This is a genomic window from Streptomyces sp. NPDC058678 (assembly GCF_042714835.1).
Taxonomy (GTDB): domain Bacteria; phylum Actinomycetota; class Actinomycetes; order Streptomycetales; family Streptomycetaceae; genus Streptomyces.
The window spans coordinates 350,721-376,998 of the sequence record NZ_JBHXSG010000002.1; the positions used below are offsets into that span (position 1 = coordinate 350,721).

The 26,278-nt window shown below is 72.3% G+C and carries 19 protein-coding genes; 4 read left to right on the plus strand and 15 right to left on the minus strand.

What is annotated here, in order from left to right:
- Positions 1-215 precede the first annotated feature (215 nt).
- From fxsT to ACFWWR_RS04295, 7 genes are all read right to left on the minus strand, one after another.
- Positions 216-4,802, minus strand: a complete 4,587-nt coding sequence (fxsT, locus tag ACFWWR_RS04265) for an FxSxx-COOH system tetratricopeptide repeat protein (RefSeq protein WP_384301862.1) — start codon at positions 4,800-4,802, stop codon at positions 216-218.
- The gene (locus ACFWWR_RS04270) at positions 4,803-5,909 is read right to left on the minus strand and encodes an AAA family ATPase (RefSeq protein ID WP_383857708.1); all 1,107 of its coding nucleotides are present in this window, start codon (positions 5,907-5,909) and stop codon (positions 4,803-4,805) included.
- Positions 5,906-7,423, minus strand: coding sequence for a hypothetical protein (locus tag ACFWWR_RS04275; protein WP_384301864.1), 1,518 nt, complete (start codon positions 7,421-7,423; stop codon positions 5,906-5,908). The genes ACFWWR_RS04270 and ACFWWR_RS04275 overlap by 4 nt, the downstream gene beginning before the upstream one ends.
- A 196-nt stretch (positions 7,424-7,619) precedes the next feature.
- Complete coding sequence (locus tag ACFWWR_RS04280; RefSeq protein ID WP_384301865.1) at positions 7,620-10,175, minus strand: polynucleotide kinase-phosphatase; 2,556 nt, start codon at positions 10,173-10,175, stop codon at positions 7,620-7,622.
- Positions 10,172-11,641: a 3' terminal RNA ribose 2'-O-methyltransferase Hen1 gene (locus ACFWWR_RS04285; protein ID WP_383857717.1), complete on the minus strand. Its 1,470-nt coding sequence runs from the start codon at positions 11,639-11,641 to the stop codon at positions 10,172-10,174. Before ACFWWR_RS04285 ends, ACFWWR_RS04280 begins: the two co-directional genes overlap by 4 nt.
- A 140-nt stretch (positions 11,642-11,781) precedes the next feature.
- On the minus strand, positions 11,782-12,660 hold the full coding sequence (locus tag ACFWWR_RS04290) for a DUF4232 domain-containing protein (protein WP_384301868.1): 879 nt from the start codon (positions 12,658-12,660) through the stop codon (positions 11,782-11,784).
- An 89-nt stretch (positions 12,661-12,749) separates the two neighbouring features.
- Positions 12,750-13,673 (minus strand): LLM class F420-dependent oxidoreductase, encoded by a 924-nt coding sequence (locus ACFWWR_RS04295; RefSeq protein WP_384301869.1) that lies wholly within the window; start codon positions 13,671-13,673, stop codon positions 12,750-12,752.
- Positions 13,674-13,920: 247 nt separating this feature from the next.
- On the opposite strand from ACFWWR_RS04295, the gene ACFWWR_RS04300 reads away from it, so the two are divergent.
- Positions 13,921-14,106: a hypothetical protein gene (locus tag ACFWWR_RS04300; protein ID WP_384301871.1), complete on the plus strand. Its 186-nt coding sequence runs from the start codon at positions 13,921-13,923 to the stop codon at positions 14,104-14,106.
- 264 nt (positions 14,107-14,370) lie between these two features.
- Here ACFWWR_RS04300 and ACFWWR_RS04305 read toward each other — a convergent pair whose 3' ends face one another.
- The 4 genes from ACFWWR_RS04305 to ACFWWR_RS04320 form a co-directional block, all read right to left on the minus strand.
- Positions 14,371-14,829 (minus strand): DUF6099 family protein, encoded by a 459-nt coding sequence (locus tag ACFWWR_RS04305; RefSeq protein WP_384301873.1) that lies wholly within the window; start codon positions 14,827-14,829, stop codon positions 14,371-14,373.
- A gap of 205 nt (positions 14,830-15,034) precedes the next feature.
- On the minus strand, positions 15,035-15,361 hold the full coding sequence (locus ACFWWR_RS04310; RefSeq protein WP_383857731.1) for a nucleotide pyrophosphohydrolase: 327 nt from the start codon (positions 15,359-15,361) through the stop codon (positions 15,035-15,037).
- Complete coding sequence (locus tag ACFWWR_RS04315; protein ID WP_384301875.1) at positions 15,358-16,554, minus strand: AAA family ATPase; 1,197 nt, start codon at positions 16,552-16,554, stop codon at positions 15,358-15,360. Before ACFWWR_RS04315 ends, ACFWWR_RS04310 begins: the two co-directional genes overlap by 4 nt.
- Before the next feature lie 74 nt (positions 16,555-16,628).
- Positions 16,629-17,024 carry a cell division protein SepF gene (locus ACFWWR_RS04320; RefSeq protein WP_383857737.1) on the minus strand — a complete coding sequence of 132 codons (396 nt, stop codon included), beginning with the start codon at positions 17,022-17,024 and terminating at the stop codon, positions 16,629-16,631.
- A 187-nt stretch (positions 17,025-17,211) separates the two neighbouring features.
- Here ACFWWR_RS04320 and ACFWWR_RS04325 point away from each other — a divergent pair, with 187 nt between their 5' ends.
- Together ACFWWR_RS04325 and ACFWWR_RS04330 are read left to right on the plus strand one after the other, a co-directional pair.
- On the plus strand, positions 17,212-21,249 hold the full coding sequence (locus tag ACFWWR_RS04325; protein WP_384301877.1) for a molybdopterin-dependent oxidoreductase: 4,038 nt from the start codon (positions 17,212-17,214) through the stop codon (positions 21,247-21,249).
- A gap of 178 nt (positions 21,250-21,427) precedes the next feature.
- The gene (locus ACFWWR_RS04330; RefSeq protein WP_384301880.1) at positions 21,428-23,158 is read left to right on the plus strand and encodes a hypothetical protein; all 1,731 of its coding nucleotides are present in this window, start codon (positions 21,428-21,430) and stop codon (positions 23,156-23,158) included.
- On the opposite strand, the gene ACFWWR_RS04335 is transcribed toward ACFWWR_RS04330, so the two are convergent.
- Positions 23,139-23,654: a YceI family protein gene (locus ACFWWR_RS04335; RefSeq protein WP_384301882.1), complete on the minus strand. Its 516-nt coding sequence runs from the start codon at positions 23,652-23,654 to the stop codon at positions 23,139-23,141. The genes ACFWWR_RS04330 and ACFWWR_RS04335 overlap by 20 nt on opposite strands.
- 84 nt (positions 23,655-23,738) lie before the next feature.
- Between ACFWWR_RS04335 and ACFWWR_RS04340 the strand changes: the two genes are divergently transcribed.
- Complete coding sequence (locus ACFWWR_RS04340; protein WP_384301884.1) at positions 23,739-24,218, plus strand: MarR family winged helix-turn-helix transcriptional regulator; 480 nt, start codon at positions 23,739-23,741, stop codon at positions 24,216-24,218.
- Positions 24,219-24,327: 109 nt separating this feature from the next.
- On the opposite strand, the gene ACFWWR_RS04345 is transcribed toward ACFWWR_RS04340, so the two are convergent.
- The 3 genes from ACFWWR_RS04345 to ACFWWR_RS04355 form a co-directional block, all read right to left on the minus strand.
- A complete protein-coding gene (locus tag ACFWWR_RS04345) occupies positions 24,328-24,501 on the minus strand; it encodes a hypothetical protein (RefSeq protein WP_384301886.1) in 174 nt (57 codons plus the stop codon).
- A 172-nt stretch (positions 24,502-24,673) separates the two neighbouring features.
- The gene (locus ACFWWR_RS04350; RefSeq protein WP_384301888.1) at positions 24,674-25,288 is read right to left on the minus strand and encodes a sigma-70 family RNA polymerase sigma factor; all 615 of its coding nucleotides are present in this window, start codon (positions 25,286-25,288) and stop codon (positions 24,674-24,676) included.
- A gap of 102 nt (positions 25,289-25,390) precedes the next feature.
- Positions 25,391-26,083, minus strand: a complete 693-nt coding sequence (locus tag ACFWWR_RS04355) for a hypothetical protein (protein ID WP_384301890.1) — start codon at positions 26,081-26,083, stop codon at positions 25,391-25,393.
- Positions 26,084-26,278: the final 195 nt, after the last annotated feature.

Sequence of the window (26,278 nt, forward strand, 5' to 3'; positions counted from 1 at the left end):
CGGCAGAGAACCGCGCCCTTCAGGGGCCCGGGTGCCCCAGCCCTTCAGCGGGGCGGAGAACTGCGCCCTTCAAGGGCCGGGGGCCCACGCCCTCCAGCGGGCCGGGGAACCGCGCCCTCCAGGGGCGCGGGGAACTGCGCGACCAGCCCCCACCGGGCCCGCACTGTCGCCACAACCCCACGCCACCCCGGAAAACACCGCCCGACCGCCGGAGGCTACAGCGGCATCGGCGCCATGTCGCACTCGATCCGCCGCCGCTGACGGGCCGCCAACAGCCACGGGTGGTCGGCCCGCAGGATCCGGGTGAAGCCGTCCACGGCCTTGCGCTGGAGTTCGTCCGCCTCCGGCCCGCGGCCCAGCCCCCGCAGGTCCAGCGCGAGGTTGGCCGTGCAGGACAAGGTGAGCGGATGGTCCTCGCCCGCCGCCTCGGCGAGCAGCGGCAGATTGGCCTGGTCGATCTCGTGCGCCCGCTCGAAGTCCAGGCGGGCGTACGCCGTGTTGGCCTGGCCGAGGGCGACGGTCAGGGTGATGACGTGGCGGTCGCCCACCGTCTCGGCCAGTCGGGCTGCCGCGGCGTCCTCGTGGTCCTGCGCGGCGTCGAGGGACCCGAGCGTCCGCAGCGTGGCGGCCAGGTTGGCGCGGGCCAGCAACGTGTACGCGTGGTCCTCGCCGAGGCGCTGCTCGTAGCGCCGCAGGGTCACGTCGGCCAGCTGGCGGGAGCTTTCGAGGTCACCGGACAGGCGCTGGTCGACGGCCAGGTTGATCGCCGTGGACAGCGAGTCGAAGTGGTCGGGGCCGTAGCGGGCGACGAAGCGCCGCAGGGTCTCCTCGGCGAGCTTGGCGGCCTCGGCGAGCGCCCCGTCCCGGCGTCGGCACACCGCGAGGTTGCGGGCGATGCGCAGGGTGAGCGGGTGTTCCTCCCCGAGCGCGGTGCGCGCCCGCCGGTGGACGTCCTCCTGGAAGTCGCGGGCGCCCGGGTAGTCACCGCCCTCCCGCATGTCGATGGCCAGGCCGTTGAGGGTGTTGAGGGTGAAGAAGCTGGCCGGGCCGAAGAGCAGGTCGCGCAGGCGCGCGTTCTCCTGGTCCAGCGGCAGCGCTTCCTTGAACTGTCCGCACAGCCGCAGGTCGACGCCCCAGCTGTGGGTGGCCCGCAGGGTGGCCGGGTCGTCGGAGCCGAACAGGGACCGGGCCAGCTCGGTGGCCTCCTTGCCGAGTTCCCGCGCTTCCTGGAAGCGGCCCTGGTAGCGGCGGGCGTCGGCCATCTCGCACAGGGAGTCGATCAGCTCCTCCGGCTCGACCTCCATCCGGCGGGACACTTCGAGGGCCTTCTCGGAGAGCGGGATCGACTCGGGGACCTGGCCGACCTGGCGCAGCAGGAAGGAGAAGCTCTTCGTCATCCGTACGACGTGGATGTTCTCCTCGCCGGAGGCGGCGATCCAGGCGCTCCAGGCCTGCCGTCCGAGGTCGGCGGCGCCTTCGTGGTCGCCCCAGTAGTAGAGGAACCACACGGTGTCGTAGACCAGTTCGCGCACCCAGGTGTCGGTGCTGGTGACCGCCTGCGAGGTGAGCACGTGCGGCAGCAGCGCCTGGTAGGAGCGCCACTCCAGTGAGGAGCCGTAGGCGCCCGGCTTGGCGGCCGACAGCAGCTGGTGGGCGGCGTCCCGCATCCGCTGCCGCTCGTCGGCGCTCAGCTTGGCCAGGAGCACGGTCTGCAGCAGGCGGTGCATCTGCAGGGTGTCGGAGCGGGGGTCCACCTTGATCAGCGAGAACTGGCTGAGGTCGCGCACCGCTCGGTTCAGCCGGATCGACTCGCGCAGCAGCGGGTCGATCTCGGGGGTGATGCTGACGCCCCGGCTGCCGCGCAGCATGGAGCGCGGGATGGGCTCGGGGGCCATGCTGGCGCAGATGTCGAGGAGCTGTCGGGCGCCGGGGTTGTTCTGCTGGATCCGCTCCAGCGAGATGTCCCAGGCGGCGGCGACGGAGACCGGGTAGTCGGGGGCCGGGTCCAGTTCGAGGATCTCGGGGCTGCGCTGGGCGAGCAGGTCGAGGTACTCGTCGACGAGCATGCCGGTGACCGCGCGCCAGGCGCCCGCCTGCTCGACGGCCAGCGGCAGGTCACCCAGGGCCTCGGCGAGCCGGTCGGCGTCCTCGGCGCTCAGGTCCGGCGAGCGCCTCTGGAGGAGTTCGATGGACTCCTCGCGCTCGAAGACGTTGACCGGCAGCGGGGTGGCGACCCGTTCCCAGGCCCGGTTCCGGGAGGTGACGATGACCTTGCCGGGCCCGTTGGTGGGGAAGTAGTTGCGCACCGCCTCGACGTCCTCCGCGTTGTCGAAGACGAGCAGCCAGTTGTCGTAGGGCGCTCCGGTGCGCAGTGCCTCCAGTACGGCGGGCACGGCGGTGTTGGCGGCGGGGGCGCCGAGGCTGTCCTGGCCGGTCGGGGCGACGCCCAGCTGGGCGGCCAGACTGGCGAGGGCGGCCAGGATGAGGCTCTCGCGCTCGGCGGGGATCCAGCAGATCACCTTGTAGTCGTGCTGGTGGGTGTAGATGTACTCCAGCGCGAGCTGGGACTTGCCGACGCCGCCGAGGCCGTGCAGTGCGTGCGGCAGGACGGCCGCGGTGTCCTGGGCGCTGAGCTGCTCCTCCACGGACCTCAGCAGCGTCTGGCGGCCGACGAACGACGTGTTCCTGAGGGGAACGTTCACCAGAAGAGCCGGTGTTGCGGTCGTGGTGCTCTGCATGAGCTGCTCAGCCTCCGGGGCTTCTTGTTGGTTCGCGTCGGTTACCAGGCTCTGCACGGGCGCTCCAGGTCCGTCGGGGACGTCTGCTGGATCCCTGCCATCTCCGCCGCCCGCTGACCCCTCGCCGCCCGCGTGGTTCACCTCGGAGAGTGAGGCCGCGGGCAAACGGGCAGCCACCCGTTCGGCCGCACCGGACCCGAGCCTGGCGAGGTTGGGTTCGATGCGTTTGGCGCGTTCGGAGTACGGTCCCGACAGCGCGCGCATCACGGCCAGTTCGCTGCGCACCCAGCCGTGCTCGGCGGGGTCGGGCAGCGTGGCGCCGGCCGGGTCGCGCAGGGCGGCGCGCAGCGCGACGCCCCGTTCGCCGGCGGCGGGCAGCTCGCCCACCACGCTGACGGTGCGGGCGAGTTGGCTGCGGGTGGTGGTGGCGAGCAGCGCCTCGCGCACCCCTTCGGCGAACTCGGGCCGGCCCTCGCCGCCGCTGTCCCAGTCGATCAGCCCACCCATCAGGATCTCGGCGAGGTGGTCGGGCCCGGTCTCCGGCATGGTGCGCCGCCGCAGCTGTTCCACGAGGTCGAACTCGAACGGGATGGCGGCGAGTTGGGTGGCGAGCCGACGGGCGGCGGGGGTGGCGAGGGTGAAGAAGCGGCGTACGGCGGCGGTGGCGGCGCGCGGGAAACGCGGGGCGCGCAGCCCGGGCGCGGGGGCGCCCTTGGTGAGGGTGCCGGCCAGCACGACGGGCAGGGCGCGGCGGACTCCGCGCTCGCCGGTGACGAGGTCGGCCCAGGCGGCGACGGATCCGGGCTTCAGGGACAGCACGGGCACCGGCACCGAGCCGTCGCCGGCGGCGGGCAGCGGGCGCAGCGGGTCGGGGCCGCCGGGCGGCGCCCAGTGGGCGAGGCCGTCGTTGGCGGCGCCGAAGCCGCCGGCCTCCAGGACGGCCTGGTAGGGGTAGAGCGAGGAGCGGTGGCGCAGGTGCGGCGGCAGCAGGTGCACGAGGGCGGTGGGGCCGGCGTGCGCGAGCCGGCCGAGCAGTTCGTCGGCGGCGGGCGCGGCCCAGCCGTGGGCGAGGCCGTCGGTGACGACGAGGAAGATACGGCCGCCGCGTCCGTCGAGGAGTTCGGCGGGGTCGGCGGCGGCCCGTCCGGTGCTCCAGCGCAAGGTGGCGGACCCGGTGCGGGGCACGTTCACCCGGACCGTGCGCACACCCCGGAAGGCACCGCTGTGCTCGGCGGCCCGGGCGAGGCGGGTGACGGACTCCTCCCAGATGCGCAGGGTGGGCGCGTCGTCGGTGAGCAGCACGAGGTCGAAGGCCGAGGTGCGGGCGGGCCGCAGGAAGGGCAGCCACATGCCGTCGGCGAGCCCCTGCTCGGCGGTGGTCTCCTCGTCGAGCTCCAGGGTGTCGCGGGAGGGGATGCGCCGGGCCAGCTGGTGCAGGGCGCGCGCGAGCAGGGCCGTGGCCCGGCCGGGCCCCTGCTGCGGGCGGTCGTCGGGCAGCAGCGGTCGCCCGACATGCAGCGCGAAGGGACCTTCGGGATCGGGTAACAGCCGGGCGGGGACGGCGAGTTCACCACTCGTGCGGTCGGTGTCCGACAGTGCGGGCCGGTGCGCGGGGTCCAGGGACGGCGGGGTGTGCAGGCCGGGGGTACCGGCGTCGGCGGGCGAGCGCCGCGGCGGTCGTACGGCATCGTCGGACGGAATCGCGGGGCTCGCCTCGTCGGCCGCGGGCGTCCCGGGGGGCCGTACGGCGTCGGCGGCCGTGCCCGCGCGCCGCGAGGGCGTGGCGTCGGAGCCCCGCGCCGCGTCTTCGCCGGCCGGGCGGTCGTGGCGGGACCAGTGGGCGGCGAGCCAGACCGCGTCGGCGACCTCCTGCCAGCGCGGCGCGGACTGTTCCTCGGCATGGGGCGGGCGGGCCGGAGCGTCCTGGTCCAGGGCGGCGGGGAACGTCGCTCCGTGCTCTCGCGGGTACTCGACGGACTCGGAGAACGCCGAAGGAGGCGACGACCCCGAAACGGGATTCTCGTCGCCGAGCCCGGACGCGCGCTCCCTGGGAAAGCCGGTCATTCAGCGGCCCTTCGCGAGGTCGCGGAGCAGCATTTCCACGAGCTTACGCCCGCCACCATCCGCCTGGAAACCACCCGCGGTAGTCATCTGGACAGCGTTGAGTAGCTGGTCGAGGGAGTGGGTTCCGCCGGCCTGGACCCGCTGAACGAACAGGTCGACCAGGTCTTCGGTGCCCTGCGGGCGGGCTCCGAGGTGCCCTTCGACCATGGCCAGGAGTTGCTCCCGGGTGGGGGTGCGCATCTCCAGCGGCAGACAGCGCCGACGGAAGGCCGCGGGGAATTCGCGTTCCCCGTTGCTGGTGATCACCACGACCGGGAACTCCCGCGCTTCGACCCGGCCGCCGCGCACCAGCGCGTGGCCCCCGGGATCACTGGTGTGGACGCGCGCGGTGTCCGCGGCGTCGCGCACCAGCTCGGGGACGTCATAGCTTCCGTTCTCCAGGACGTGCAGCAGGTCGTTCGGCAGGTCGATGTCGCTCTTGTCGAGCTCGTCGACGAGAAGCACACGGGGACGATCGTAGGGCAGCAGGGCGGTGCCGAGGGGGCCGAGCGTGATGAAGTCCCCGAGGAACGGCGGGAGTTGACGATCTCTTGACGAGAGGGCCGGGTTGACGTCCTCGACGGGCCCCTCGTCGGCCGCCCCGGCGCCGGCCGGTTCGGTGAAGCCCGCGTCCCTCAGTCCCGCCTGCCAGGCGGCGATGGCCTGGGCGCGTCCCATGGCGTCATGGACGTACAGGCCGTCGCGCAGGGTCGTACGGCTGACGATGTTCCACTCCAGGACCCGGCCCAGGCCCAGTTCACGGGATATCAGGTAGGCGAGGGTGGACTTGCCGACCCCGGGCGGGCCGGTGATCAGCAGAGGCCTGCGCAGCAGCAGGGCGGCGTTGACGGTGTCGATCTCGTCCGGGCCGAGCTGCGGGGTGATGTCACCGGGGCCCAGGCGGCGCAGCGCGGCCTCCGGGTCGTCGGGCGGGGCGGGCTGGAGCGGTTCGCCGCGGAACCGGCGCCACGGCGGCGGCTCCGGCAGCCGGGGCGGGACGGCCGGGGCACTGCCCGTGGCGTGGAAGACGCGCCAGCCGTTCGGGGAGGTCTGCTCGTGCGCGCTCATGCCGGTGCCTCCTCACCGGCGAGATCGCCGGGATCGATGTCAACGAGCCGGGTGGGGTCGTCCCAGAAGAAGCCGATGTGACGGCCGAGGAGCCGCGGCCCCTGGGTGTGCAGCTCGGCGGTCTTGCGCAGCCGATGGATGGCCATCGGAATCTGCACGGGCATCGGCACAGCGGCGAACACGGCGGTCACCACCTCCCTGCGCTCCTCGTCGAAAACCCCTCTGCGGTCCCAGACCGCGAGTCCGATTCCCTCCGCGATGGCGGCCTTGAGCGCCTCCAGGGCGAGGCGGTCGGCCGGGGCGTCCAGCACCACGGCCGTATGTCTGTTCTCCCCAGCAAGCACGGCCTGCCATGCGTCCAGGCGCCCACCATCGGGTTCACTCCAGCCGTGCACCGTGACCCCGTGCTCCCGCAGGGTGCGCCAGCGCTCCCGCCACTGCTCCCTGACCAGGGTGTCGTTGCTGCGCATGCGCTCCAGGCTCCGCAGGTGCACCCCGTGCTTGAGCCCGATCGGCAGCGCCCGCCCCTCACCGATCCGGTACGTCAGCCCGGCCACGTCGTGGTTGAGGAGGTCGTACGGCAGGACGAACTCGATGCACGGCAGCGACTGCAGCCGTCCGCTGGGGGCGGCGCCGTGCGGCACCGACCAGAGCCGGGCACCCTGTTCGAGTGCCTGTTCGACAGCGGTGCCGAGGCCGTCGAGGGTGGTGGTGGCCGGTTCGCCGGGCTGGGGGTTCCAGTGGCCGGGGACGGTGTTGAGCCAGGGGCGTACGACGATCTCGCCGGTGCCGTCCCGGGCGGGTTCGACGGCGACGATCAGACAGCGCGGGATGTCGGGGTCGCTCACCGCCCCGTCGCGTGCGGCCCTGCGCTGCTCCAGCTCCTGGGTCAGACCGGCGCGTCGGGCCCAGTCGTCGGCCCAGCCGGACAGGGCGGCGCGGTGGCCGGGGGCGAGGGCGAGCCGGGCCGCCCGGTCCAGGAGGAGCACGGCGGGCGGCAGGCCGTCGGGCTGGGTGTTCCACTCCAGGACGTGTGTCAGGAGCTGCTCCGGTAAGAGCCCGGTGGGCAGGTCGAGGCCGTTGAGCTCGCCGACCAGGTCGTCCCGCAGCCGGCTCGCGGAGATCTCGCCCTTGGCCAGGACTGCGCGGGCACTGCTCTCGTCGTCGCGGCTCAGCGGGCCGAGCGGCGTCTCGAGGGCGGCGGCAGGAAAGGGGTCGATCAGCCGGTCGAGTTCGTCGCCCGCCGGATTTCCTTCGAGGAGGCGGACCACCCCGACCAGTACGCGTTCCCCGCCCGCCACGTTCAGCGCGACGCGCACCAGCGCCACCACGTCCTCACGTTGCCGGACACCGCGTACGTCGACCGGTCGGCCCAGGTGCTGCCCGAGCAGCGCGGCGAACTGACGGCGGCTCTCGGAGTCCTCCGTGCAGCTCAGCTCGCACAGGCCGTCGGTCAGGTCCTGGAGGAGCTGAAGTCCCCGCGGGCGCGCGGAACCGTCCCCGGGCCTGTCCAACCCCGCGCCTGTCTCCACCGACTGTCCCCCATGAAGCCGGTACGCCTGCCTGACCGACCTGCGAAGCTAGCATGGCAACTGGCGCTTCACCAGGGACAAGTGGGGCCGCACGGGCCGAAGTCCGGTCGGTCGCCCTCCAGTTGGGCGACTCGGCCGAAAACCGACCCTCGCGGGCCCCACGGGGCGCTGTCGTCGACTACAGCCTCGGGTCCACCGGCTCCGACTCCAGCGCCAGCATCCCGAACACCGCCTCGTGCACCCGCCACAGCGGCTCCCCCTCGGCCAGCCGGTCCAGTGCCTCCAGGCCGAGCGCGTACTCGCGGATCGCGAGCGAACGCTTGTGGTTCAGGAACCGGCCGCGGAGCCGGGCGAGGTTCTCCGGGCGGGTGTACTCCGGACCGTAGATGATCCGCAGGTACTCGCGGCCCCGGCACTTGATGCCGGGCTGCACCAGACGGCCCGCCGCGCTGCGCACCACCGCGCCGACCGGCTTGACGACCATGCCCTCGCCGCCGCGGCCGGTCATCTCCAGCCACCAGTCGACGCCGGCTCGCACCGACTCCGGGTCGGCGGTGTCGACGTACAGGCGTCGGGTGGTCTGGAGCAACCCGCTGCTGTCGTGCTCCACGAGCCGGTCGAGCAGGGCGAGCTGCTCGTCGTGCGGCAGGGCGGCGAGGCTGCGGCCCTGCACGGCGAGGATCTGGAACGGTGCCAGGCGCACGCCGTCGAGGCCGTCCGTGGACCAGCAGTAGCGCCGGTAGGCGTCCGTGAACTTCGCGGCGGTGTCGGCCCGTTCACGCTGGCGGGTGAGCAGCTCCGACACGTCCACACCGCGTGCCGCCGCGCCCTCCAGGGCGGCCAGCGCCCCCGGGAACACCGCACCGGAGGCGGCACCCACGGCCGCGTACTGCGACCGCAGAAGGCCGGACGCCTTCAGCGACCACGGCATCAGTTCGGCGTCCAACAGGAGCCAGTCCGTGTCGAGTTCGGCCCACAGGCCCGCCTCGCCGATCGCTGTCCGCAGGCGGCCCAGGATCTCCTCCGTCACCGACTCGTCGTCGAAGAACGGGCGGCCGGTGCGGGTGTAGAGCGAGCCCGTGGGGCCGTCCACACCGAAGCGCTTGGCGGCCGCCTCCGCGTCCCGGCACACCAGGGCCACCGCCCGCGAGCCCATGTGCTTCTCCTCGCACACGACCCGCTCGACGCCGTCCTCCTTGTACTGGGCGAAGGCCTCGGCCGGGTGCTCCAGGTACCCCTCGAGGTGCGAGGTGGCCGTCGGCGCCATGGTCGGCGGAAGGTACGGCAGCAGCCGCGGGTCCACCGCGAAACGGCTCATGACCTCCAGGGCCGCCGCGGCGTTCTCCTCCCGGACCGACACCCGGCCCGCGTGCCGCGTCTCCACGACCCGGCGTCCGTGCACGTCCGCGAGGTCGAGCGGGCGCCCGTCGTGCCCGCCCGGCGCCTCGCTGCGCAGCGGCTTCGCCGGCTCGTACCACATCCGCTCCGCCGGTACGTCGACCAGTTCGCGCTCCGGCCAGCGCAGCGCGGTGAGTCTGCCGCCGAAGACGGCTCCGGTGTCGAGGCAGATGGTGTTGTTGAGCCAGGTGGCCTCGGGGACCGGGGTGTGGCCGTAGACCACGGCCGCCCGGCCCCGGTAGTCCTCCGCCCACGGGTAGCGCACCGGCAGCCCGAACTCGTCGGTCTCGCCGGTGGTCTCGCCGTACAGGGCGTGCGAGCGGACCCGGCCGGAGGTGCGGCCGTGGTACTTCTCCGGCAGACCGGCGTGGCAGACGACCAGTCGGCCGCCGTCGAGGACGTAGTGGCTGACGAGCCCGTCGATGAACGTCCGTACCTGCTGCTTGAACTCCTCGCTCTCGCCGTCCATCTGCTCGATGGTCTCGGCCAGTCCGTGGGTGTGCTGGACGTTGCGGCCCTTGAGGTAACGGCCGTACTTGTTCTCGTGGTTGCCGGGCACGCACAGGGCGTTGCCCGACTTCACCATCGACATCACGCGGCGCAGCACGCCCGGACTGTCCGGTCCGCGGTCGACGAGGTCGCCGACGAAGACCGCGGTACGCCCCTCCGGGTGGACGCCGTCCGTGTAGCCCAACTTGCCGAGCAGCGTCTCCAGTTCGGAGGCGCAGCCGTGGATGTCGCCGACGATGTCGAAGGGGCCGGTGAGGTGGGTGAGGTCGTTGAAGCGCTTCTCGGTGACGACGGTGGCGTTCTCGACGTCCTCGACGCCTCGGAGGATGTGCACCTTCCGGAAGCCCTCGCGCTCCAAATGCCGTACGGAACGGCGGAGTTCGCGGATGTGGCGGCCGATCACGCGGCGCGGCATGTCGGCGCGGTCGGTGCGGGCCGCGTTGCGTTCGGCGCACACCTCCTCCGGCACGTCGAGCACGATGGCGATGGGCAGCACGTCGTACTGCCTGGCCAGGTCGATCAGTTGACGCCTGCTGTCCTGCTGCACGCTGGTGGCGTCCACGACCGTGCGGCGGCCTGCGGCGAGGCGCTTGCCCGCGATGTAGTGCAGGACGTCGAAGGCGTCCCGGGTCGCGCTCTGGTCGTTCTCGTCGTCGGAGACCAGGCCGCGACAGAAGTCGGAGGAGATGATCTCGGTCGGCTTGAAGTGCCGGCGGGCGAAGGTGGACTTGCCGGAGCCTGAGGCGCCGACGAGGACGACGAGGGAGAGGTCGGTGACGGGGAGAACCCGTCCCTTGTTCTGCGTCCGGTTCTGGGTCTCGGTCATGCCGCCTTCGCCTCCTTCTCGGTCACGCTCTTCATCGTGAACACCGCCATCTGCGTGGGCGGTCCCACCTCGGGGTCGTCCGGTCCGACGGGGACGAACTCCACGCCGTATCCGTGCCGTTCGGCCACCGCGTCCGCCCACCGGCGAAACTCCGCGCGCGTCCACTCGAAGCGGTGGTCGCCGTGCCGGACGTGTCCGGCCGGGAGGCTCTCCCAGCGGACGTTGTACTCGACGTTCGGGGTCGTCACCAGCACCGTGCGCGGACGGGCCGAGCCGAACACCGCGTACTCCAGGGCGGGCAGCCGGGGCAGGTCGAGGTGCTCGATCACCTCGCTCAGCACGGCGGCGTCGTACCCCTTGAGCCGGTTGTCGGTGTACGCCAGCGAGCTCTGGAAAAGCTGGACGCGCGAGGCCTGCCGCTCCCCCATGCGGTCCAGCTTCAGCCGCCGGGAGGCGATGGTGAGTGCCCGCATCGACACGTCGGTACCGACGATCTCGGTGAACCGGGGGTCCTTGAGCAGTGCCTGCACCAACTGGCCCTGCCCGCAGCCGAGGTCGAGCACCCGGGCGGCACCCGACTCGCCGAGCGCGGCGATGATCGCGTCCCGGCGCTGCACGGCGAGCGCGGTCGGCTTCTCCTCGGTCTCGCCCTCCGCCTCGACCGCGTTGTCGATCTCCTCGACCTCGGTGTCGTCGGCCTCGGCCAGTCGCACGAGTTCCAGCCGCTCCATCGCCTGCCGGGTCAGCGACCAGCGGCGCGACAGATAGCGGCTGGTGATCAGCTTCTGCTCCGGGTGCCCGGGCAGCCAGCCCTCGCCGGCCCGCAGCAGCTTGTCGACCTCGTCCGAGGACACCCAGTAGTGCTTGGCGTCGTCGAGAACGGGGAGCAGCACGTACAGGTGACGCAGCGCCTCGGCGAGCGTCAGCGCATCCGAGTCCAGTACGAGACGGACGTAGCGCGAGTCGCCCCACTCCGGGAACTCGCTGTCCAGTACCACCGGTTCAGCGGTGACCGCCCAGCCGAGCGGCTCGAAGAGACGTCGTACGAGTTCCGGGCCGCCCCTGGCCGGAAGGGCGGGCACCTCGATGCGCAGCGGCCTGGTCTGCTCGGCGGCTTCGGGCCTGGCGCCGCACACGCCCCGCATCGCGCTGGAGAACACGCCGCTCAGCGCCACGGCGAGCAGCGAGGAGGCGGCGTACGGGCGGTCGTTCACGTACTGCGCGAGCGCGGCGTCGGGTGCGCCGCCGCGCCCCTTGCCCTTGCCGCGCCTGACCAGTGCCACCGCGTCGACCTCCAGCAACAGCGCCGCCGTGCAGCGCTGGGCGTCCGCCTCGGGGTAGAGGACGTGCGCCTTGCCGTAGGACGTGGAGAACGCCTGCGCCTTCTCGGGATGCTTGTGCAGCAGGAAGCCGAGATCGGTGGCGGGGCGTTCGGGGGTGCCGGTGGTACTGATCGTCAGAAACACAGGGAGGCCTCTCCGGCCGGTGGATGTGATGGCGGTCGTACGTGCGAAAGCCCTCAGGGTGGTGATCCCGAGGGCTCGGCAGGACGACGGTCATACGATCCCATACGCCTGCCGACCGGCGCTTTCGTTTATCCGCGCGGCTACCGCTCCTCCGCCTGCCAGGGGCTGACCCCCAGCTTTCCGGTGGTCCCGAGGTCGAGGTGGGGGGTCACCATGAACGGTGCGGCGCCGGACTTCGCCCGGACCCTGACATAGGGAACGTTGACGGCGACCCCGGCTTGGGTCGTGTTGCGCCACACCAGGCTCGCCCGGGCGCGCTCGCCGGGCTTCAGGGTCACGGGCCGGGGCGGGTCGTCGGAGCCGGTGACGGCGGTGGTGATGGCGCCGCTGCCCTGGAGGATCCTGACGCCGTCGACCGGTTCGCGGTCCTCGTCGAGGAGGGCCAGCCGCGGGTAGCCCTCGACGTGGTAGTCGGCGGTGCCGCAGTTCTCCAGCCACAGCCCCACGACACGCAGCCCCATGGCGGCGTCGCCCTCGTCGGTCGTGATGTTGATCCCGGAGGAGGGGCAGTCGCCGGGCTCGGCCGGCGCCTCGGCCGCGGGGACGCTGGTGACCTCGGAGACCTTCACCCGTGTCACGTCGTGGGCGCCCGGCACCAGGGTGGGCATGTCGACGGTCCGCCGCACGGTCCGGCCGGGTCCGACGTCGCGCACGGTCTGGCTCAGCTTGGTCATCACCTCGCCGGAGGCCGTCGTGAAGCCGAACAGGACGGTGTACGTCAGCGATTCGGTGTCGTCGTTGACGACCTCATAGGCCGCGGAAAGATCGGAGGTGCCACTGCCGGGGGACGGAGAGGACAGACCGGTGATCCGGACACCGTCGACTCCCGGATCGGTGACGGGGCTCGGGGACGACCCGCTGGTGCCGGTGCTCCGGGAACCGGCCGTCTCCGATCCGCAGCCGGTCACGAGCAGGGCCGCGGCGACTAGGACCGGCAGGAGGGGGGTGGCTCTTCGCATCGGGCCACCCCACCAGCATCCGGATCACAGCACCTGTGGCGGAGGCCACAGTTCCGGCCACAGGCTTGTCACAGTCACCTTCCGGCGCCCTACGACAGCTGCGACTGCACCTGCGAGGAGATCAGGTCCAGGTGGTCCAGATCGGACAGGTCGAGGATCTGGAGGTAGATCCGCTCGCAGCCGGCCTCGGCAAGGCGGCCGATCCTGTCGACGACCTCGGACGGGGTGCCGGCCAGGCCGTTGGCCTTCAGCTCGTCGACCTCGCGGCCGATGACGGCGGCCCGGCTGGCGACCTCCTGGTCGTCCTTGCCGACACATGCGACGAGGGCGTTGGAGTAGGTGATCTCCTCCGCCTTGCGGCCTGCCTTCTCGGCGGCGGCACGCACCCGGGCGAACTGGCGCTCGCAGTCCTCGATCGAGCCGAACGGCAGGTTGAACTCGTCGGCGTACCGCGCGGCCAGCCGCGGAGTACGGGTGGCGCCGTGGCCGCCGATGAGCACGGGGATCTTGCGCTGGGTGGGCTTGGGGAGCGCGGGCGAGTCGGTGAGGTCGTAGTACTTGCCGTGGAAGTCGTAGGTCTCGCCGATCTCCGTCGCCCACAGCCCGGTGACGATCTCCAGCTGTTCCTCCAGGCGCCCGAACTTCTCCTTCGGGAACGGGATGCCGTACGCCGCGTGCTCCTCCTCGAACCAGCCCGTGCCCAGGCCCAGTTCGATCCGGCCGCCGGACATCTGGTCGACCTGCGCGACCTGGATGGCGAGCACGCCGGGCAGCCGGAACGTTCCGGCGGTCATCAGCGTGCCGAGGCGGATGCGCTTCGTCTCGCGGGCCAGGCCCGCCAGGGTTGTCCAGGCGTCGGTGGGGCCGGGGAGGCCGTCCACGGAGCCCATCTTCATGTAGTGGTCGGAGCGGAAGAACGCGTCGAAGCCGAGGTCCTCGGTGGCCTTGGCGACAGTGAGAAGGGTGTCGTAGGTGGCGCCCTGCTGGGGCTCGGTGAAGATGCGAAGATCCATGCCTCCATCCTGCACGCTGCGATCGCGGTCAACCTCACCGGTCCCTTCGGTCGCACCCGTGCCCGGTCGGGTGAAAATCGGTCCGGGCCGCGCGCGAGGAGCGATCCGGCCAGTGACCCGGTACGGCGGTGATCGTTGGGCTCGGGCGGAGCCGGACCGACCGGCGCCCGCACCGGACGGTCGCCGCCGGGGCGTCGTCCGTCACCCGCGTCGGCCCCCTGAGGGGCCTTGGGCCGAGGAGGCCGTCATGTCCGAAGAAACCGTGCCGCAGCAGGGCGGTGCCGGTTCCGCCGCCGGGCAGCCGAAGGGGTTGCTCCAGCAGATGGAGGAGCTGATGGCGGCACTGAACGCGGACCTGTCGGCGCTGGACGCGGACCTCCAGTCGGCCGGGGGCGCGGGGCGTGGAGTGGTGGCGGACGGGGAGGCCGGCTGACGGCCGTTTGCTTCCGGGTGGGCGGGGTCGGCGCCGGGGGTGGGTCGCGCAGCCCGGCGCTCACGGGGTGCCGCCCGCGCCCACCCGTGCCGCCCCAGCGGCACGACTGCCCGCGGACCGACGCAGATGCGCGCGGGACCGACGGCAGAGGTACCCACGGGACCTGACCCCGCGGGGCACCCGCGAGACCGACCGCCCAGAGGGGCACACACATGCCGCCCGCGGAACCGCCCCGAGACACCCGCCAGCGACGCGACGACCCGTCTACGCCGGCAACGCCTCGTCCCTGTCGGCCAGTCTCCTCAGCATGTCCAGGACCCTGTCCCTCGATTCGTCCGCGGCGTCGATCGCTTCCATGCACTGCCAGTACGTGGCCTCGTCGTCCGCCGCGCTGGCGAGGCCCACCAGGGCGATGCCCACCTCGCCGAGGAGGCCGCCGAGGCAGAGGAGTGCCTGGCGGGCGTCGCCCAGTTCGGTGAGCTGGGCGGCGCGGAGGTGTTCCATGGCGATGTCCGGGCGGTCGAGGACACCGCAGCCTCTGCCCGCCAGCTCGGTCAACCCCAGTGCCTCGCCCCGCAGTTCCGGCGGCCCGGCGACAGCGAGGCGGCTGCCTATCGCCTGGGCCAGGGCCTGCGCCTGCCACACCTCCGCCATGACATGGGGTGCGTCACCGCCTCCCGCCAGGGCGCGTCTGCTCGTCACGATGAGCCGCACAGCGTCCATGCGCTGCCCCCGTCTGTGTCCCGACGCGCTTGTGGCACGTCCGCCCGAACTCCCTTGTTCACTACCCAGAGTGAGGGCGGTTGAGACGAAAAGCCAGAGGAAGGCGGAAATCTTCGGACAACGAAACGGTTGCGAACCGCCGAATGACTGCGGAGAGTGAAAACGGACTCGGTCGCTCCCCGGATTGGTCTACGGCGCATCGGGCCTACGGCGCCGGAAACCTCCGCTCGTTCCGGTCGATCTTGGCGTCCAGCGCCGCCAGCGGGTCGATACCGAGCACCTCGCACAGCTGCAGCAGATAGGCGAGGACGTCGGCCACCTCGTCCGTGACGCGGTGCGCGGTGTCCGGGTCGGCCATGACGCGGGTGGACTCCTCCGGCGTCAACCACTGGAAGATCTCGACCAGTTCGGACGCCTCCACGCTGAGCGCGGCGACGAGGTTCTTGGGGGTGTGGTACGGCTGCCAGTTGCGCGCGGCGGCGAACTCGGCCAGCCTGCGCTGCAGTTTCGGCACGTCGAGAGGTTCGGTCACAGCTCCAGGTGTACCACCGTGACTCCCGCGACACCGGCGCCCCAGGACGCGTCGCTCACCGCGCCGACCAGGCGGATGTGCCCGCGGTCGCACATGCGGGCGGCGAGCCGCAGCAGTTCGGTCCGCTGGCGTGGATCCAGGCCCCGGTCGAGGTTGTCGGCGAGCACGGTGAGCGTCTGCAGGGCCGCCGGTACCTCGCCGACCGGGTCGACCTCCAGCACTCCGGGCCCGGTGAACAGCACCAGTGCCAGCGCGAGGTACCTCAACTCCCCGTCGCCCAGCCGTCCGAGCCGCGTCCGGATCCCGTCGCCCCGGTCGAGGAGCGCGCGTACGGTCCCGTCGGTGAGCGGTTCGGCGTACAGGTCCGTGACGGGGCCGGCGCATCCGGCGCGCACCGCCGTGACGAGCTGCGCGTGTCGTCGCGTGCACTCGGCGCGGGTGCGCCAGAGCACGTCGGCGAGATTGTCGCAGCCGCCGAGCAGGCGTCCGGTGCCGCTCGGGACGGGGGCGCGCATCCGGCCGGGGCGGGGATCGCAGGCGAAGACGGAGCGCAGGGCGACGACCATCTGTTCGGCGGCGGCGAGCACCCTGCGCTGCCCGTCCGTCTTGCCGGCGACGCGCAGCGGGAGCAGAGCGGTGCCGAGCCGGTCGTCGGGCAGCGGGGCGCGGGTGACGGGTGCGGAACCCGCCGTGTGCCAGGCGGCCTGCACGGTGCGACGCGAGGGGTCGCGCAGGGCGGTCTCCAGGAGGACCAGGCCGTCAGCCGACAACCGCTCGCCCACGATGCGCAGTTCGGGTTCGGCCTGGATCGCGACGTCGAGCCGGACCGGGCCCTCGGGCCCGTCGGCCGTACAGCCGATGCGGAACCCGCGCCGGCGCTGGGCGTCGGGCCGGGCGCGGTCGGGGACGCAGGCGGCCGGGTCGGGGAACACCTCGCCGACGGCGGCCCCGCCCCCGAGCCGGGCGAGTGCCTCGTACGCCCGCAGCGCGCTCGTCTTGCCGCAGCCGCTGGGCCCGGCGAACAGGGTGAGCGGGCCGAGCGGGAATCCGGCACGCCGGTGCCCGGCGAAGGCGGACAGGTGGAGTTCGGTGACACACGGCCGGTCCGGACGCCCGGTGCCGTCCCCGGACGGCACCGAAGAGGAGGGTAAGACGGACGTGGGGGACGTGGGGGACGTACAGGACACGGTCATATGCCGACCGTAGGACTCCGCCGGCAGGCGAACCGTTCCACCCCGAGGACCTTCCTACGATCGGGGGACCGGCCTCACGTGCCGGGTACGCCCACACCTTCCATCAGTCCGGTCACCTCGGTACCGGCCGGCGTGAGCAGGAACACGTTCCGGTCGACGCGGTGCATGCCGCTCGCCAGTCCGAAGACGACACCCGTGCTGAAGTCGAGGATCCGTTTGGCGACGTCGGTCTCCGCGGCGGTGAGGTCGAGGAGGACGGGTATGCCAGCCATCAGCGTCTCGGCGACCTCGCGGGCGTCCGCGAACACAGTGACCCTCAACACGACGAAGCGGCGCCGGGCCTCGGTCTGGGCCTCGGGCATCGCCCGGTGCCCGACCGAGGACGGCCAGGCGTCCCGGCCCCGCAGCGGAACGACCTGGGCGAGCCCCTCCCACTGTTCGTCGGTGACATCGTGGCTGTTCACCGGCATGCTCCGTTCTCGGCTCGCACTGCTGTCTGCATCCGGTAATTCTTACGCATGGTCACCCGTTCGGCCCACAGCGACACGCTCCGCGACCCCCCTCACACCGCCCCCGGGACGCCTGTGCAGCGGGCGTAACCCCTGGTGATCAAGTTGTGTCACATAGGCGTAACGGGCAATTCGTACGGTTGTCGGCATGACGACGACCCCACTGACGCAGCAGACGCAGCAGGTGCGCACGGTCTGCTCGTACTGCGGTGTCGGCTGCGGCATGCTGCTCGATGTCGGGATGGGCCCGGACGGCAGGCGTACGGTCCTGAAGGCGTCCGGTGACAAGGCGCACCCGGCGAACGCGGGGCGGCTGTGCACCAAGGGCGCGACGACGGCCGAGATGCTCGCCGCGCCCGGCCGGCTGACCACGGCGCTGGTGCGGGACAACCGGGGCGAGGAGCCGGTGCCGGTGCCGGTGAGCGACGCGATCGCCGAGACCGCGCGGAAGCTGCGCACGATCATCGACGAGCACGGGCCGGACGCGGTCGCCTTCTATGTCTCCGGGCAGATGAGCCTGGAGGCCCAGTACCTGGCGAACAAGCTGGCCAAGGGGTTCGTGCGGACCAACCAGATCGAGTCGAACTCGCGGCTGTGCATGGCCAGCGCGGGTGCCGGATACAAGCTGTCGCTGGGGGCCGACGGGCCGCCGGGGTCGTACGAGGACTTCGACAAGGCGGACGTCTTCCTGGTCATCGGGTCGAACATGGCCGACTGCCATCCGATCCTGTTCCTGCGGATGATGGAGCGGGTCAAGGCGGGCGCCAAGCTGATCGTCGTGGACCCGCGGCGCACCGCGACCGCCGCCAAGGCCGATCTGTTCCTGCAGGTCAAGGCGGGTACCGACCTGGCCTTCCTGAACGGGCTGCTGCATCTGCTGGTGGAGAACGGGCACACCGACCCCGACTTCGTCGCCGCGCACACCGAGGGCTGGGAGGCGATGGAGGAGTTCCTGGCCGACTACGCGCCGGACGTCGTCGCGGAGATCACCGGCCTCGCCGAGGACGACCTCCGCGAGGCCGCGCGGCTGATCGGCGAGGCCGGTGAGTGGATGAGCTGCTGGACCATGGGGCTCAACCAGTCCACGCACGGCACCTGGAACACGAACGCGCTGGTCAACCTGCATCTGGCGACCGGTGCGATCTGCCGTCCGGGCAGCGGGCCCTTCTCCCTCACCGGCCAGCCCAACGCGATGGGCGGCCGCGAGATGGGCTACATGGGGCCGGGGCTGCCGGGGCAGCGGTCGGTGCTCGTGCCGGACGAGCGGGCGTTCGTCGAGGAGCTGTGGGAGCTGCCGCCGGGGACCGTCCGGGCCGACGGGGTCGGCAAGGGCACCGTCGAGATGTTCCAGAAGATGGCCGACGGCGAGATCAGGGCCTGCTGGATCATCTGCACCAACCCGGTCGCCTCGGTCGCCAACCGCCGTACCGTCATCGAGGGGCTGGAGGCCGCCGAGTTCGTCGTCACCCAGGACGTCTTCGGCGACACCGAGACCAACGCGTACGCCGACGTCGTGCTGCCCGGCGCGATGTGGACCGAGGGCGAGGGCGTCTTCGTCAACAGCGAGCGCAACCTCACGCTCACCCAGGCGGTGGCCGACCCGCCCGGCGAGGCGACGGCGGACTGGCGGCTGATCGCGGCCGTGGCGCGGGAGATGGGGTACGAGAAGGGGTTCTCGTACGACAGTGCCGAGGAGATCTTCGAGGAGATCCGGCGCTTCTGGAACCCCGTCACGGGGTGGGACCTGCGCGGGGTGACGTACGAGCGGCTGCGGTCGACGCCCGTGCAGTGGCCGGCCGCGTCGGAGGACGGGCCCGAGCGCAATCCCATCCGGTACGTGGACGAGGGCGGGCTGCGGTTCCCGACCGCGAGCGGCAGGGCCGTCTTCCACGCGCGTCCTCACATGCCGGCCGCCGAGATGCCGGACGACGACTACCCGTTCGTCCTGAACACCGGTCGGGTGCAGCACCAGTGGCACACGCTGACGAAGACGGGCAGGGTCGCCAAGCTCAACAAGCTGAACTCCGGGCCGTTCGTGGAGCTGCATCCCGCGGACGCGCGGGAGCTCGGGGTCTCGGAGGGCGACCGGGTGGAGGTCGCGTCGCGGCGGGGGCGGGCCGTGCTGCCCGCGGTGGTCACCGACCGGGTGCGGCCGGGGGCCTGTTTCGCGCCGTTCCACTGGAACGACCTGTTCGGGGAGTACCTGAGCGTCAACGCCGTCACGAGCGACGCGGTGGATCCGGTGTCGTTCCAGCCGGAGTTCAAGGTGTGCGCGGTCTCGCTGACGCGGGTGGCGGCACCGGCGCCCCCTGCCGACGTCCTCGTCCCGACCGCCGTCACCCCGGGCGCGGACCCCTTCGGGATCGCACCGGCCCCGCCGCCCGTCCTCACCTCTCAGGAACGGCTCTATCTCACCGGCTTCCTGGCGGGCATCAACTCCGGTGCCCCCGGCATCCCGGTGCTCCCGCCGGACGCGCCCTTCAGCCCCGAGCACGCGCTGTGGGTGAACGGCGTCCTGGCCGGCATGTACTCGCGGACCACGGCCGAGCCCCAGGTCCGGCGCGGCCGCGAGGTCGTCATCCTGTGGGCCTCGCAGACCGGCAACGCCGAGGAGTTCGCGGGGGCCGTAGCCGACCGGCTGTCCCAGAGCGGGCACACGGCGACGCTGGTCGGTATGGACGACACCGACCTGGGCGCGCTCCCGTCCGGCGCCGATCTGCTGCTGATCACCAGCACCTTCGGCGACGGGGACGCGCCGGACAACGGCTCCGGCTTCTGGGAGGCGCTGTCCGGGGAGCAGGCCCCGCGTCTGGAAGGGGTCCGCTACGCCGTCCTGGCCTTCGGCGACTCCTCCTACGACGACTTCTGCGGGCACGGCCGCCGACTGGACGCACGGCTGGACGAGCTGGGCGCGGTGCGGCTCGCGCCGCGCATCGACTGTGAACCGGACTTCGAGCCGTCGGCGGACGCGTGGCTGGACGAGGTGCTCGGCGCGCTGGGCACCAGGACCGACGTCCAGGATCCCGCGAGGGGCCCGCGGCCCCCGGCCGCGAAACCGGCCCGCTCCCCCAAGCCCGACCCCACCGCCGCCCGTCTCGTCGGCAACCGGCTGCTCAGCCGGCCCGGCGCGGACAAGGAGGTCAGGCGGTTCACCTTCGACACGAGCGGGTCGTCGCTCACCTACGAGGCCGGGGACGCCCTCGGGGTGCGGCCCGTCAACTCGTCCGCCCTGGTGGAGGAATGGCTCGCGGCGACCGGCGTCGAGGGAGCGACCTCCGTCTTCCTCGGGGGTGTTGGTGACGTTCCCTTCGCCGAGGCCCTGCACCGGCACCTGGACATCACGAGGATCACTCCCGATCTGCTCCGCTTCGTCGCCGAACACGTCCGTGACGACCGGGAGTTGCGCAGGCTGCTGCGTCCCGACAACAAGGACGGCCTCGCGCAGTGGAGCTGGGGCCGCCAGGCGGTGGACGTGCTCGCCGAGCACCCCGTGCGGGCGGCCGCGCAGGACTGGGCGGACGTCCTCAAGAAGCTGCAACCGAGGCTGTACTCCATATCGTCCAGCCCGCTCGTCGACCCGCACCAGGTCTCGCTCACGGTGTCCGTCGTGCGCTACGAGAACCTGCACGGCCGGCCGCGCGGCGGGGTCTGCTCGCCCTTCCTCGCCGACGCCGAGGCGGACACGGAGGTGCCGGTGTTCGTGCAGCGTTCGCCGCACTTCCGCCCGCCCGCCGACGCCTCGACGCCGATGGTGATGGTCGGCCCCGGTACGGGTGTCGCGCCGTTCGTCGGCTTCCTCCAGGAGCGGCTCGCGCTCGGTCACCGGGCACCGAACTGGCTGTTCTTCGGGGAGCAGCACCGGGCCACCGACTTCTACTACGAGGACGAGCTGACCGCGCTGCTCGACGAGGGCGCCCTGACCCGCCTCGACACGGCCTTCTCCCGGGACCAGCGCAACAAGGTGTACGTGCAGGACCGGATGCGTGAGCACGGCCCGGAGCTGTGGCGCTGGCTCCAGGACGGCGCCCACTTCTACGTCTGCGGCGACGCCTCCCGGATGGCGAAGGACGTGGACCGGGCCCTGCGGGACATCGCGGTCGCGCACGGGGGGCTGGACGAGACCGAGGCGTCGGCGTGGGTGAAGCAGTTGGCGGCGGCGAAGCGGTACGTGCGGGACGTGTACTGAGGCGCGCTGAGCGGGACGTGTACTGAGGCGCGCTGAGCGGGACGTCCGCTGAGGGGCCCTGCGCGGGACGTCCACTGAGGCGCCCTTTGCCCGGGATGCCCGCTTCTTACCGCCCTCACACCGCGCTCTTCACCGCCTTCGGCACCTCGCTCACCAGGCACGATTAACGTCCGGTGGCGTGCTCCTGGCAGATACCCAGCTGTCGGCACCCGGTCGGCGGCTTCAGCCGGCGGGGCCCGCCGCCCCGGAACCCCCCGCGCAGTGGCATCGCGTCCTGACGCTGCTCGCCGACATCAGCCTGCTCATCGGTACGCGCTCGGTGTGGACGCAGGCGGCCGAACACCGGCTGCCCGTGGCCGCGGTGATCTGCGTCTGCTACGCGTCGATCCTGGCGTACGGGGTGCTGGCGCTGGTGGTGCGCCGGGAGCGGTCGCTGGCGCGGCTGGACCTGTGCGTCCTGGTGACCGCGGTGACGCTCGCCCTGTGCGCGCTCGTGCTCTCCCACCGGGGCTCCGACGAGGCGGACCTCACCACGCAGGCCGCCCGGGAACTGGTCGCCGGGCACGCCGTCTACGGGCAGCCCTGGCCCTGGCTGTTCGGCCACCCCGGTGTCGGGCTCACCCCGACCATGAGCGGCGGCTACGACCTCACGTACGGCTATCCCCCGCTGGCACCGCTGCTGACCGCTCCCCTGCTGTGGCTGGGCCACGGCGGCACCCCGGCGGCGGTACTGGCCTCGCTCGCGCTGGTCGTCGGCACGGTGGTGCTGTGGCGGCTGCTGCCCGGCCCGTGGCGGTCGGCGGCGACCATGGTGTGCCTCGGCTTCGGCATGCTGCCCTCGTACGGCAGGCTCGGATACCCGGCGATCCTGGCCCTGGCCCTGCTGGTGCCGGTGGTGGTGCGCTGGCCGCGGATCGGACGGGGCGGGCGGCTCGGCCCGGCCGGGCTCGCGCAGGCCGCCTGTCTGGGAGCGGCCTGCGCGGCGCAGCAACTGCCGTGGTTTCTCGCGCCGTTCCTGCTGGCCGGCGTCTACGCCGTGCGGCGCGGCGAGCTGGGCGCGCGGGCGGCGGCGCTGGTGGTGCTGCGGGTGGCCGGGGCCGCCGTCACCGTATGGCTGCTGATCAACACGTACTTCATCGTGAGCGAGCCGGGTCCCTGGCTCACCGGCATCGGCCTGCCGCTGACCCAGGGCGCGGTGCTGCACGGACAGGGCCTGGTGGACGTCTCGCTCTACTTCACGAACGGCAGCGACCGGCTCGACTGGTACGCGCATGCGAGTCTGCTGCTGGTCGCGGGCCTGCTGGGGCTGTTCGTGCTGTTCGTACGGCGGCTGGGTCCCGCGGCGACCGTCCTGCCGTGGTGCGCCTTCTATCTGGCGACGCGTTCGCAGGACGGCTACTACCTGTTGATGACGCCGCTGTGGCTTGCGGCCGCGGTCACCGCGCCCCCGGCGGAGTTCGCCGGCGCGTGGCAGCCGAGGCCGCGCCTGCTGTGCGGCCCGCACCGACGTCCGGCGCGGGCCGCGGCGGCCGTCCTGCTGCTCGCGCCCGCGCTGGCGAGTTCGGCGCTGGCGGCGACGGGGACGCCTCCGCTGCGGATGCGGGTCGCCGCGGTGCACCGCGTCTCGGCGACCGCCCTCTCCAGGCTGACCCTGCGGGTCACCAACACGGACGACGCCGCCCTGACCCCCCACTTCACGCTCACCACGGGTCAGGGCATGGACCCCTACTGGCCGGTCGTGCGCGGTCCGGCCGCGCTGCCCGCGCACACGACGGCGACGTACGAACTCCGGCCGCCGAGCGGGACGTACACCGTGCCCCGACAGCCGGGCGTCCCGATCCGGCTGCGGGCCTTCACGCCCTCGCCGCAGACGCTGTCGAGTACGTACGTCAGACTGCGGTCCGGCTGAAGCGGAGCGTGGTCGTGATCGTGGTGACGCCGCGGATCATGCCCATCTGGTTCCAGCCCATGCCGAACTGCTCGCGGTCGACGGTGAATTCGGCGGCAAGGGTGAGCGCGTCGGCGTCCGCTTCCACGAGGTTCGCGGTGAGGGTCAGGGGCCTGCTGACACCGCGCGCGGTGAGCTGAGCGACGACCTGGACCGTCTTGTCCGCGCGGAGTTCGGCGCTGCGGACGGCGAGGGTGATCTCGGGGTGGTTGTCGACGTCGAAGAAGTCGGCGGATCGCAGGTGGGTGTCGCGCTTGGCGTTCTTCGTGTCGAGGGAGGCGGCGTCCAGAGTGACGGTGCCGACGGCCGAACCGTCGGGGCGCACCTCGCCCCGGCCCGTGACGCCGGAGAAGGTGCCCTTCACCGTGACCAGGCCCCACATCGTCTTGTGCCGCAGCGCGACGGTGGAGGCGGTGCGGTCGAGCTGCCACGTACCTGTTTCAACGGTGACGGTCATGATCCCTTGCTCCTGTCGTCCAAATTTGGATGACCAGACACTAACCCAATAATCCAAAATTGGACAACGGGTAGACTCGAATCCATGGCCGACCTGCCCGAATGCCCCTCCTCCTCCGGCACCCGACTCCTGCCGGACGAACTCCGCGCCTGGATGCTGGTGCTGGCCTCCACCGGGGCCGTGGAACAGCGGCTGCGCTCCGTCGTCAAGGAGCGGCTCGACGTCTCCCATGACGAGTTCCTGGTCCTGTGTCTGCTGGCCGAACAGCCCGCGGGCCTGCGCATGACGCAGATCGCGGAGCTCCTGGGCCGCCCCAAGACCCGGCTCACCTACCAGATCGCCTGCCTCCAGCACGCCGGTCTCGTCACCCGCAAGTCGGTCTGCGGCGACAAGCGGGGCGTCGAGGTGGCCCTGACGGACAAGGCGCGGGCCCTGCTGAAGGAGTCCTCCGGGCTGCTGGCCGAGACGGTGATCCAGGCGCTGGAGGAGTTCATCGGGCCGGCCCAGTGCGAGGCGATGCGTGCGCTGCTCCCGGGTCTCGCCAAGGAGACAGCCGCCGAGTAAGCCTCGGGTGGTCGCGAACCGTACGGCGACGGGGCGCGTGGAAGCGTCCTGTTGCCGGTCAGGCGGCCGTACGGCCGCTGGGGCACGCGGGCCGGCGAGTGGAGCTGCCTCAGGAGCCGCTGCTCTGCGGGCTCACCGAGACCTCGACGGGCAACTCGCCCTCGCGGTCCACCTCGCGGAGATGCCGACCCCGGCCGTCCCCGGCCTCCCTGGTAGCGCGTACGGCGTCGCCCCCGGCGCCCGGCCCCGCCCCGCCCGGCCGCCCGGACGTCCGCCCGGCCAAGGCACTCGCCCTGGCCGGGACCGGTTTGGCCGCGCTCGGCACGGCGGCCGGGCTGGTGCGGAAACTGCGCCGAGTCGGGCAGCGTCAGCAGGCCGTCAGACGACAGGTGGCTACAGGCCGCCAAGCCGCGTCAGGCGACAGGCGTCAGGCCGCTACGAGCCGCTGAGCCGCGTCAGGCCGCCAGGGCGGCCGGCTGCGGGCACTGGTCCTCCGCCGCGGTCAGCAGGTCGATGAGGGTGGCGCGGGCCCGGGACACCCGGGAACGGACCGTGCCGACCGGACAGCCGGCCAGCGCCGCCGCCTCCTCGTACGGCAGGCCCAGCAGCTGGGTGAGAACGAACGCCTCCCGGCGCTCCTGGGGCAGCGCCGCCAGCAGGTCGGCCAGCGCGATGCCGTCGTCGAAGCCGGGCAGACCGCACGGCTGGGCCCGCTCGACGGCCAGCTGCCAGTCCGTCGCGTCGTGCAGCCGGGGCCGGGCCGCCGAGTACCGGTAACTGTCGATCACCGCGCGGCGGGCGATGGACAGCAGCCAGGCACGGGCGGAGGAACGGCCCTCGAACCGGTGCAGGCTGCCGAGCGCCCGCAGGAACGTGTCCTGGGCCAGGTCGTCCACGGCCTGCGGATCGGCGCCCAGGTGGGCGACGTACCGCAGGACGTCGCGGTGCAGTGCGCGGACGAAGAGCTCGACGGCTTCGGTGTCACCGGCACGGGCGGCGAGCGCCCAGGCAGTCGTCGAGTCGTCCATGGAGTGCCTTGTAGCGATCACTTGGTGTCCTTCTCGGGGCATCCGTGATGTGAGGGGATGCGGCCGTACGACGTACGACGCCTGCGTGGGCGTACGGCCGCGGCCCGAGGCGCCCGTACGGCGGCCTCGGGATACCAGCTGTCTTCAGACGACAGCCGTCCCCACGGGCGGACCCCGAGAAGTGATCGCGTGAACGAGAAGGAGCAGGCGCGGCGCCTGGTCCGGGTGCGGGCGGCGTCCCCGCGGACGCGGGCGGTCAGGGGTGGCGGGCAGTGCCAGCAGCAGCCTCAGCGGGGCGGCCAGCCATCCGGCGACGGCCCGCAGAATACGGAAGGCGGCCCGTTCGCCGTGCGCCAGCCACAGGCCGCAGAGCAGTGCGGCCAGGAGGTGGGCGGCGAGCATGCCGAACGAGGAGGTGTCGAGGCCGGTGGAGTGCCCCATGTGGCTCGTACTCATGGAGTTCAGGGAGTTCATGGAGGCCATGCCGTCCATGCCGTCCATGTGCGCCGAGGCCGTGTGGGCGGAGCCCATGTGTGAGGAGCCCATGTCCGGGGCCGGCGGGCCGCTCGCCGACGCCCCGCTCGCCGGCTGCGCGAGCGAGAACGCCGAGTGCAGGAGTGTCTGGACGGTGACCACGACGGCCACGACCAGGGGAAGCCCGCGCTCCCGCCCTGACAGACCCCAGCCGACGGCTCCGGTCACACCGAATCCCGCGGCCAGCACCCAGGCGGGTACGTGGCTGCCGGACATCATGACGTGACCCAGGGCGGCGAGCAGCACACAGACGGCAGCGAACACCGCGGCCCGTACTGTGCGAGAACCCCACCCGGCTGTCATGGCGCCCTCATCCTCGCATCGACACGCGCGTTGTCACGCAGGGGTACGGAAATCCCCCCGGCCCCGGACTCATCCCCACACATGTGATCCACGACACCGTCTAGTGACCTGAGTCAGAGATTCGTCGGCAGTAGGCGGCTACTTTGTCGAGGATCTCGTCAGCGGTCTTCGTCCAGACGAAGGGTTTCGGATGCT

Bases quoted from the DNA above. Each gene is read 5' to 3' on its own strand.
- ACFWWR_RS04355 (WP_384301890.1), bottom strand. From the start codon at position 26,083: ATGACAGCCGGGTGGGGTTCTCGCACAGTACGGGCCGCGGTGTTCGCT.
- ACFWWR_RS04335 (WP_384301882.1), bottom strand. From the start codon at position 23,654: ATGACCGTCACCGTTGAAACAGGTACGTGGCAGCTCGACCGCACCGCC.
- ACFWWR_RS04300 (WP_384301871.1), top strand. From the start codon at position 13,921: ATGTCCGAAGAAACCGTGCCGCAGCAGGGCGGTGCCGGTTCCGCCGCC.
- ACFWWR_RS04325 (WP_384301877.1), top strand. From the start codon at position 17,212: ATGACGACGACCCCACTGACGCAGCAGACGCAGCAGGTGCGCACGGTC.
- ACFWWR_RS04350 (WP_384301888.1), bottom strand. From the start codon at position 25,288: ATGCCCCGAGAAGGACACCAAGTGATCGCTACAAGGCACTCCATGGAC.
- ACFWWR_RS04280 (WP_384301865.1), bottom strand. From the start codon at position 10,175: ATGACCGAGACCCAGAACCGGACGCAGAACAAGGGACGGGTTCTCCCC.
- ACFWWR_RS04290 (WP_384301868.1), bottom strand. From the start codon at position 12,660: ATGCGAAGAGCCACCCCCCTCCTGCCGGTCCTAGTCGCCGCGGCCCTG.
- ACFWWR_RS04340 (WP_384301884.1), top strand. From the start codon at position 23,739: ATGGCCGACCTGCCCGAATGCCCCTCCTCCTCCGGCACCCGACTCCTG.
- ACFWWR_RS04320 (WP_383857737.1), bottom strand. From the start codon at position 17,024: ATGCCGGTGAACAGCCACGATGTCACCGACGAACAGTGGGAGGGGCTC.
- ACFWWR_RS04305 (WP_384301873.1), bottom strand. From the start codon at position 14,829: ATGGACGCTGTGCGGCTCATCGTGACGAGCAGACGCGCCCTGGCGGGA.
- ACFWWR_RS04295 (WP_384301869.1), bottom strand. From the start codon at position 13,673: ATGGATCTTCGCATCTTCACCGAGCCCCAGCAGGGCGCCACCTACGAC.
- ACFWWR_RS04270 (WP_383857708.1), bottom strand. From the start codon at position 5,909: ATGAGCGCGCACGAGCAGACCTCCCCGAACGGCTGGCGCGTCTTCCAC.
- ACFWWR_RS04315 (WP_384301875.1), bottom strand. From the start codon at position 16,554: ATGACCGTGTCCTGTACGTCCCCCACGTCCCCCACGTCCGTCTTACCC.
- fxsT (WP_384301862.1), bottom strand. From the start codon at position 4,802: ATGACCGGCTTTCCCAGGGAGCGCGCGTCCGGGCTCGGCGACGAGAAT.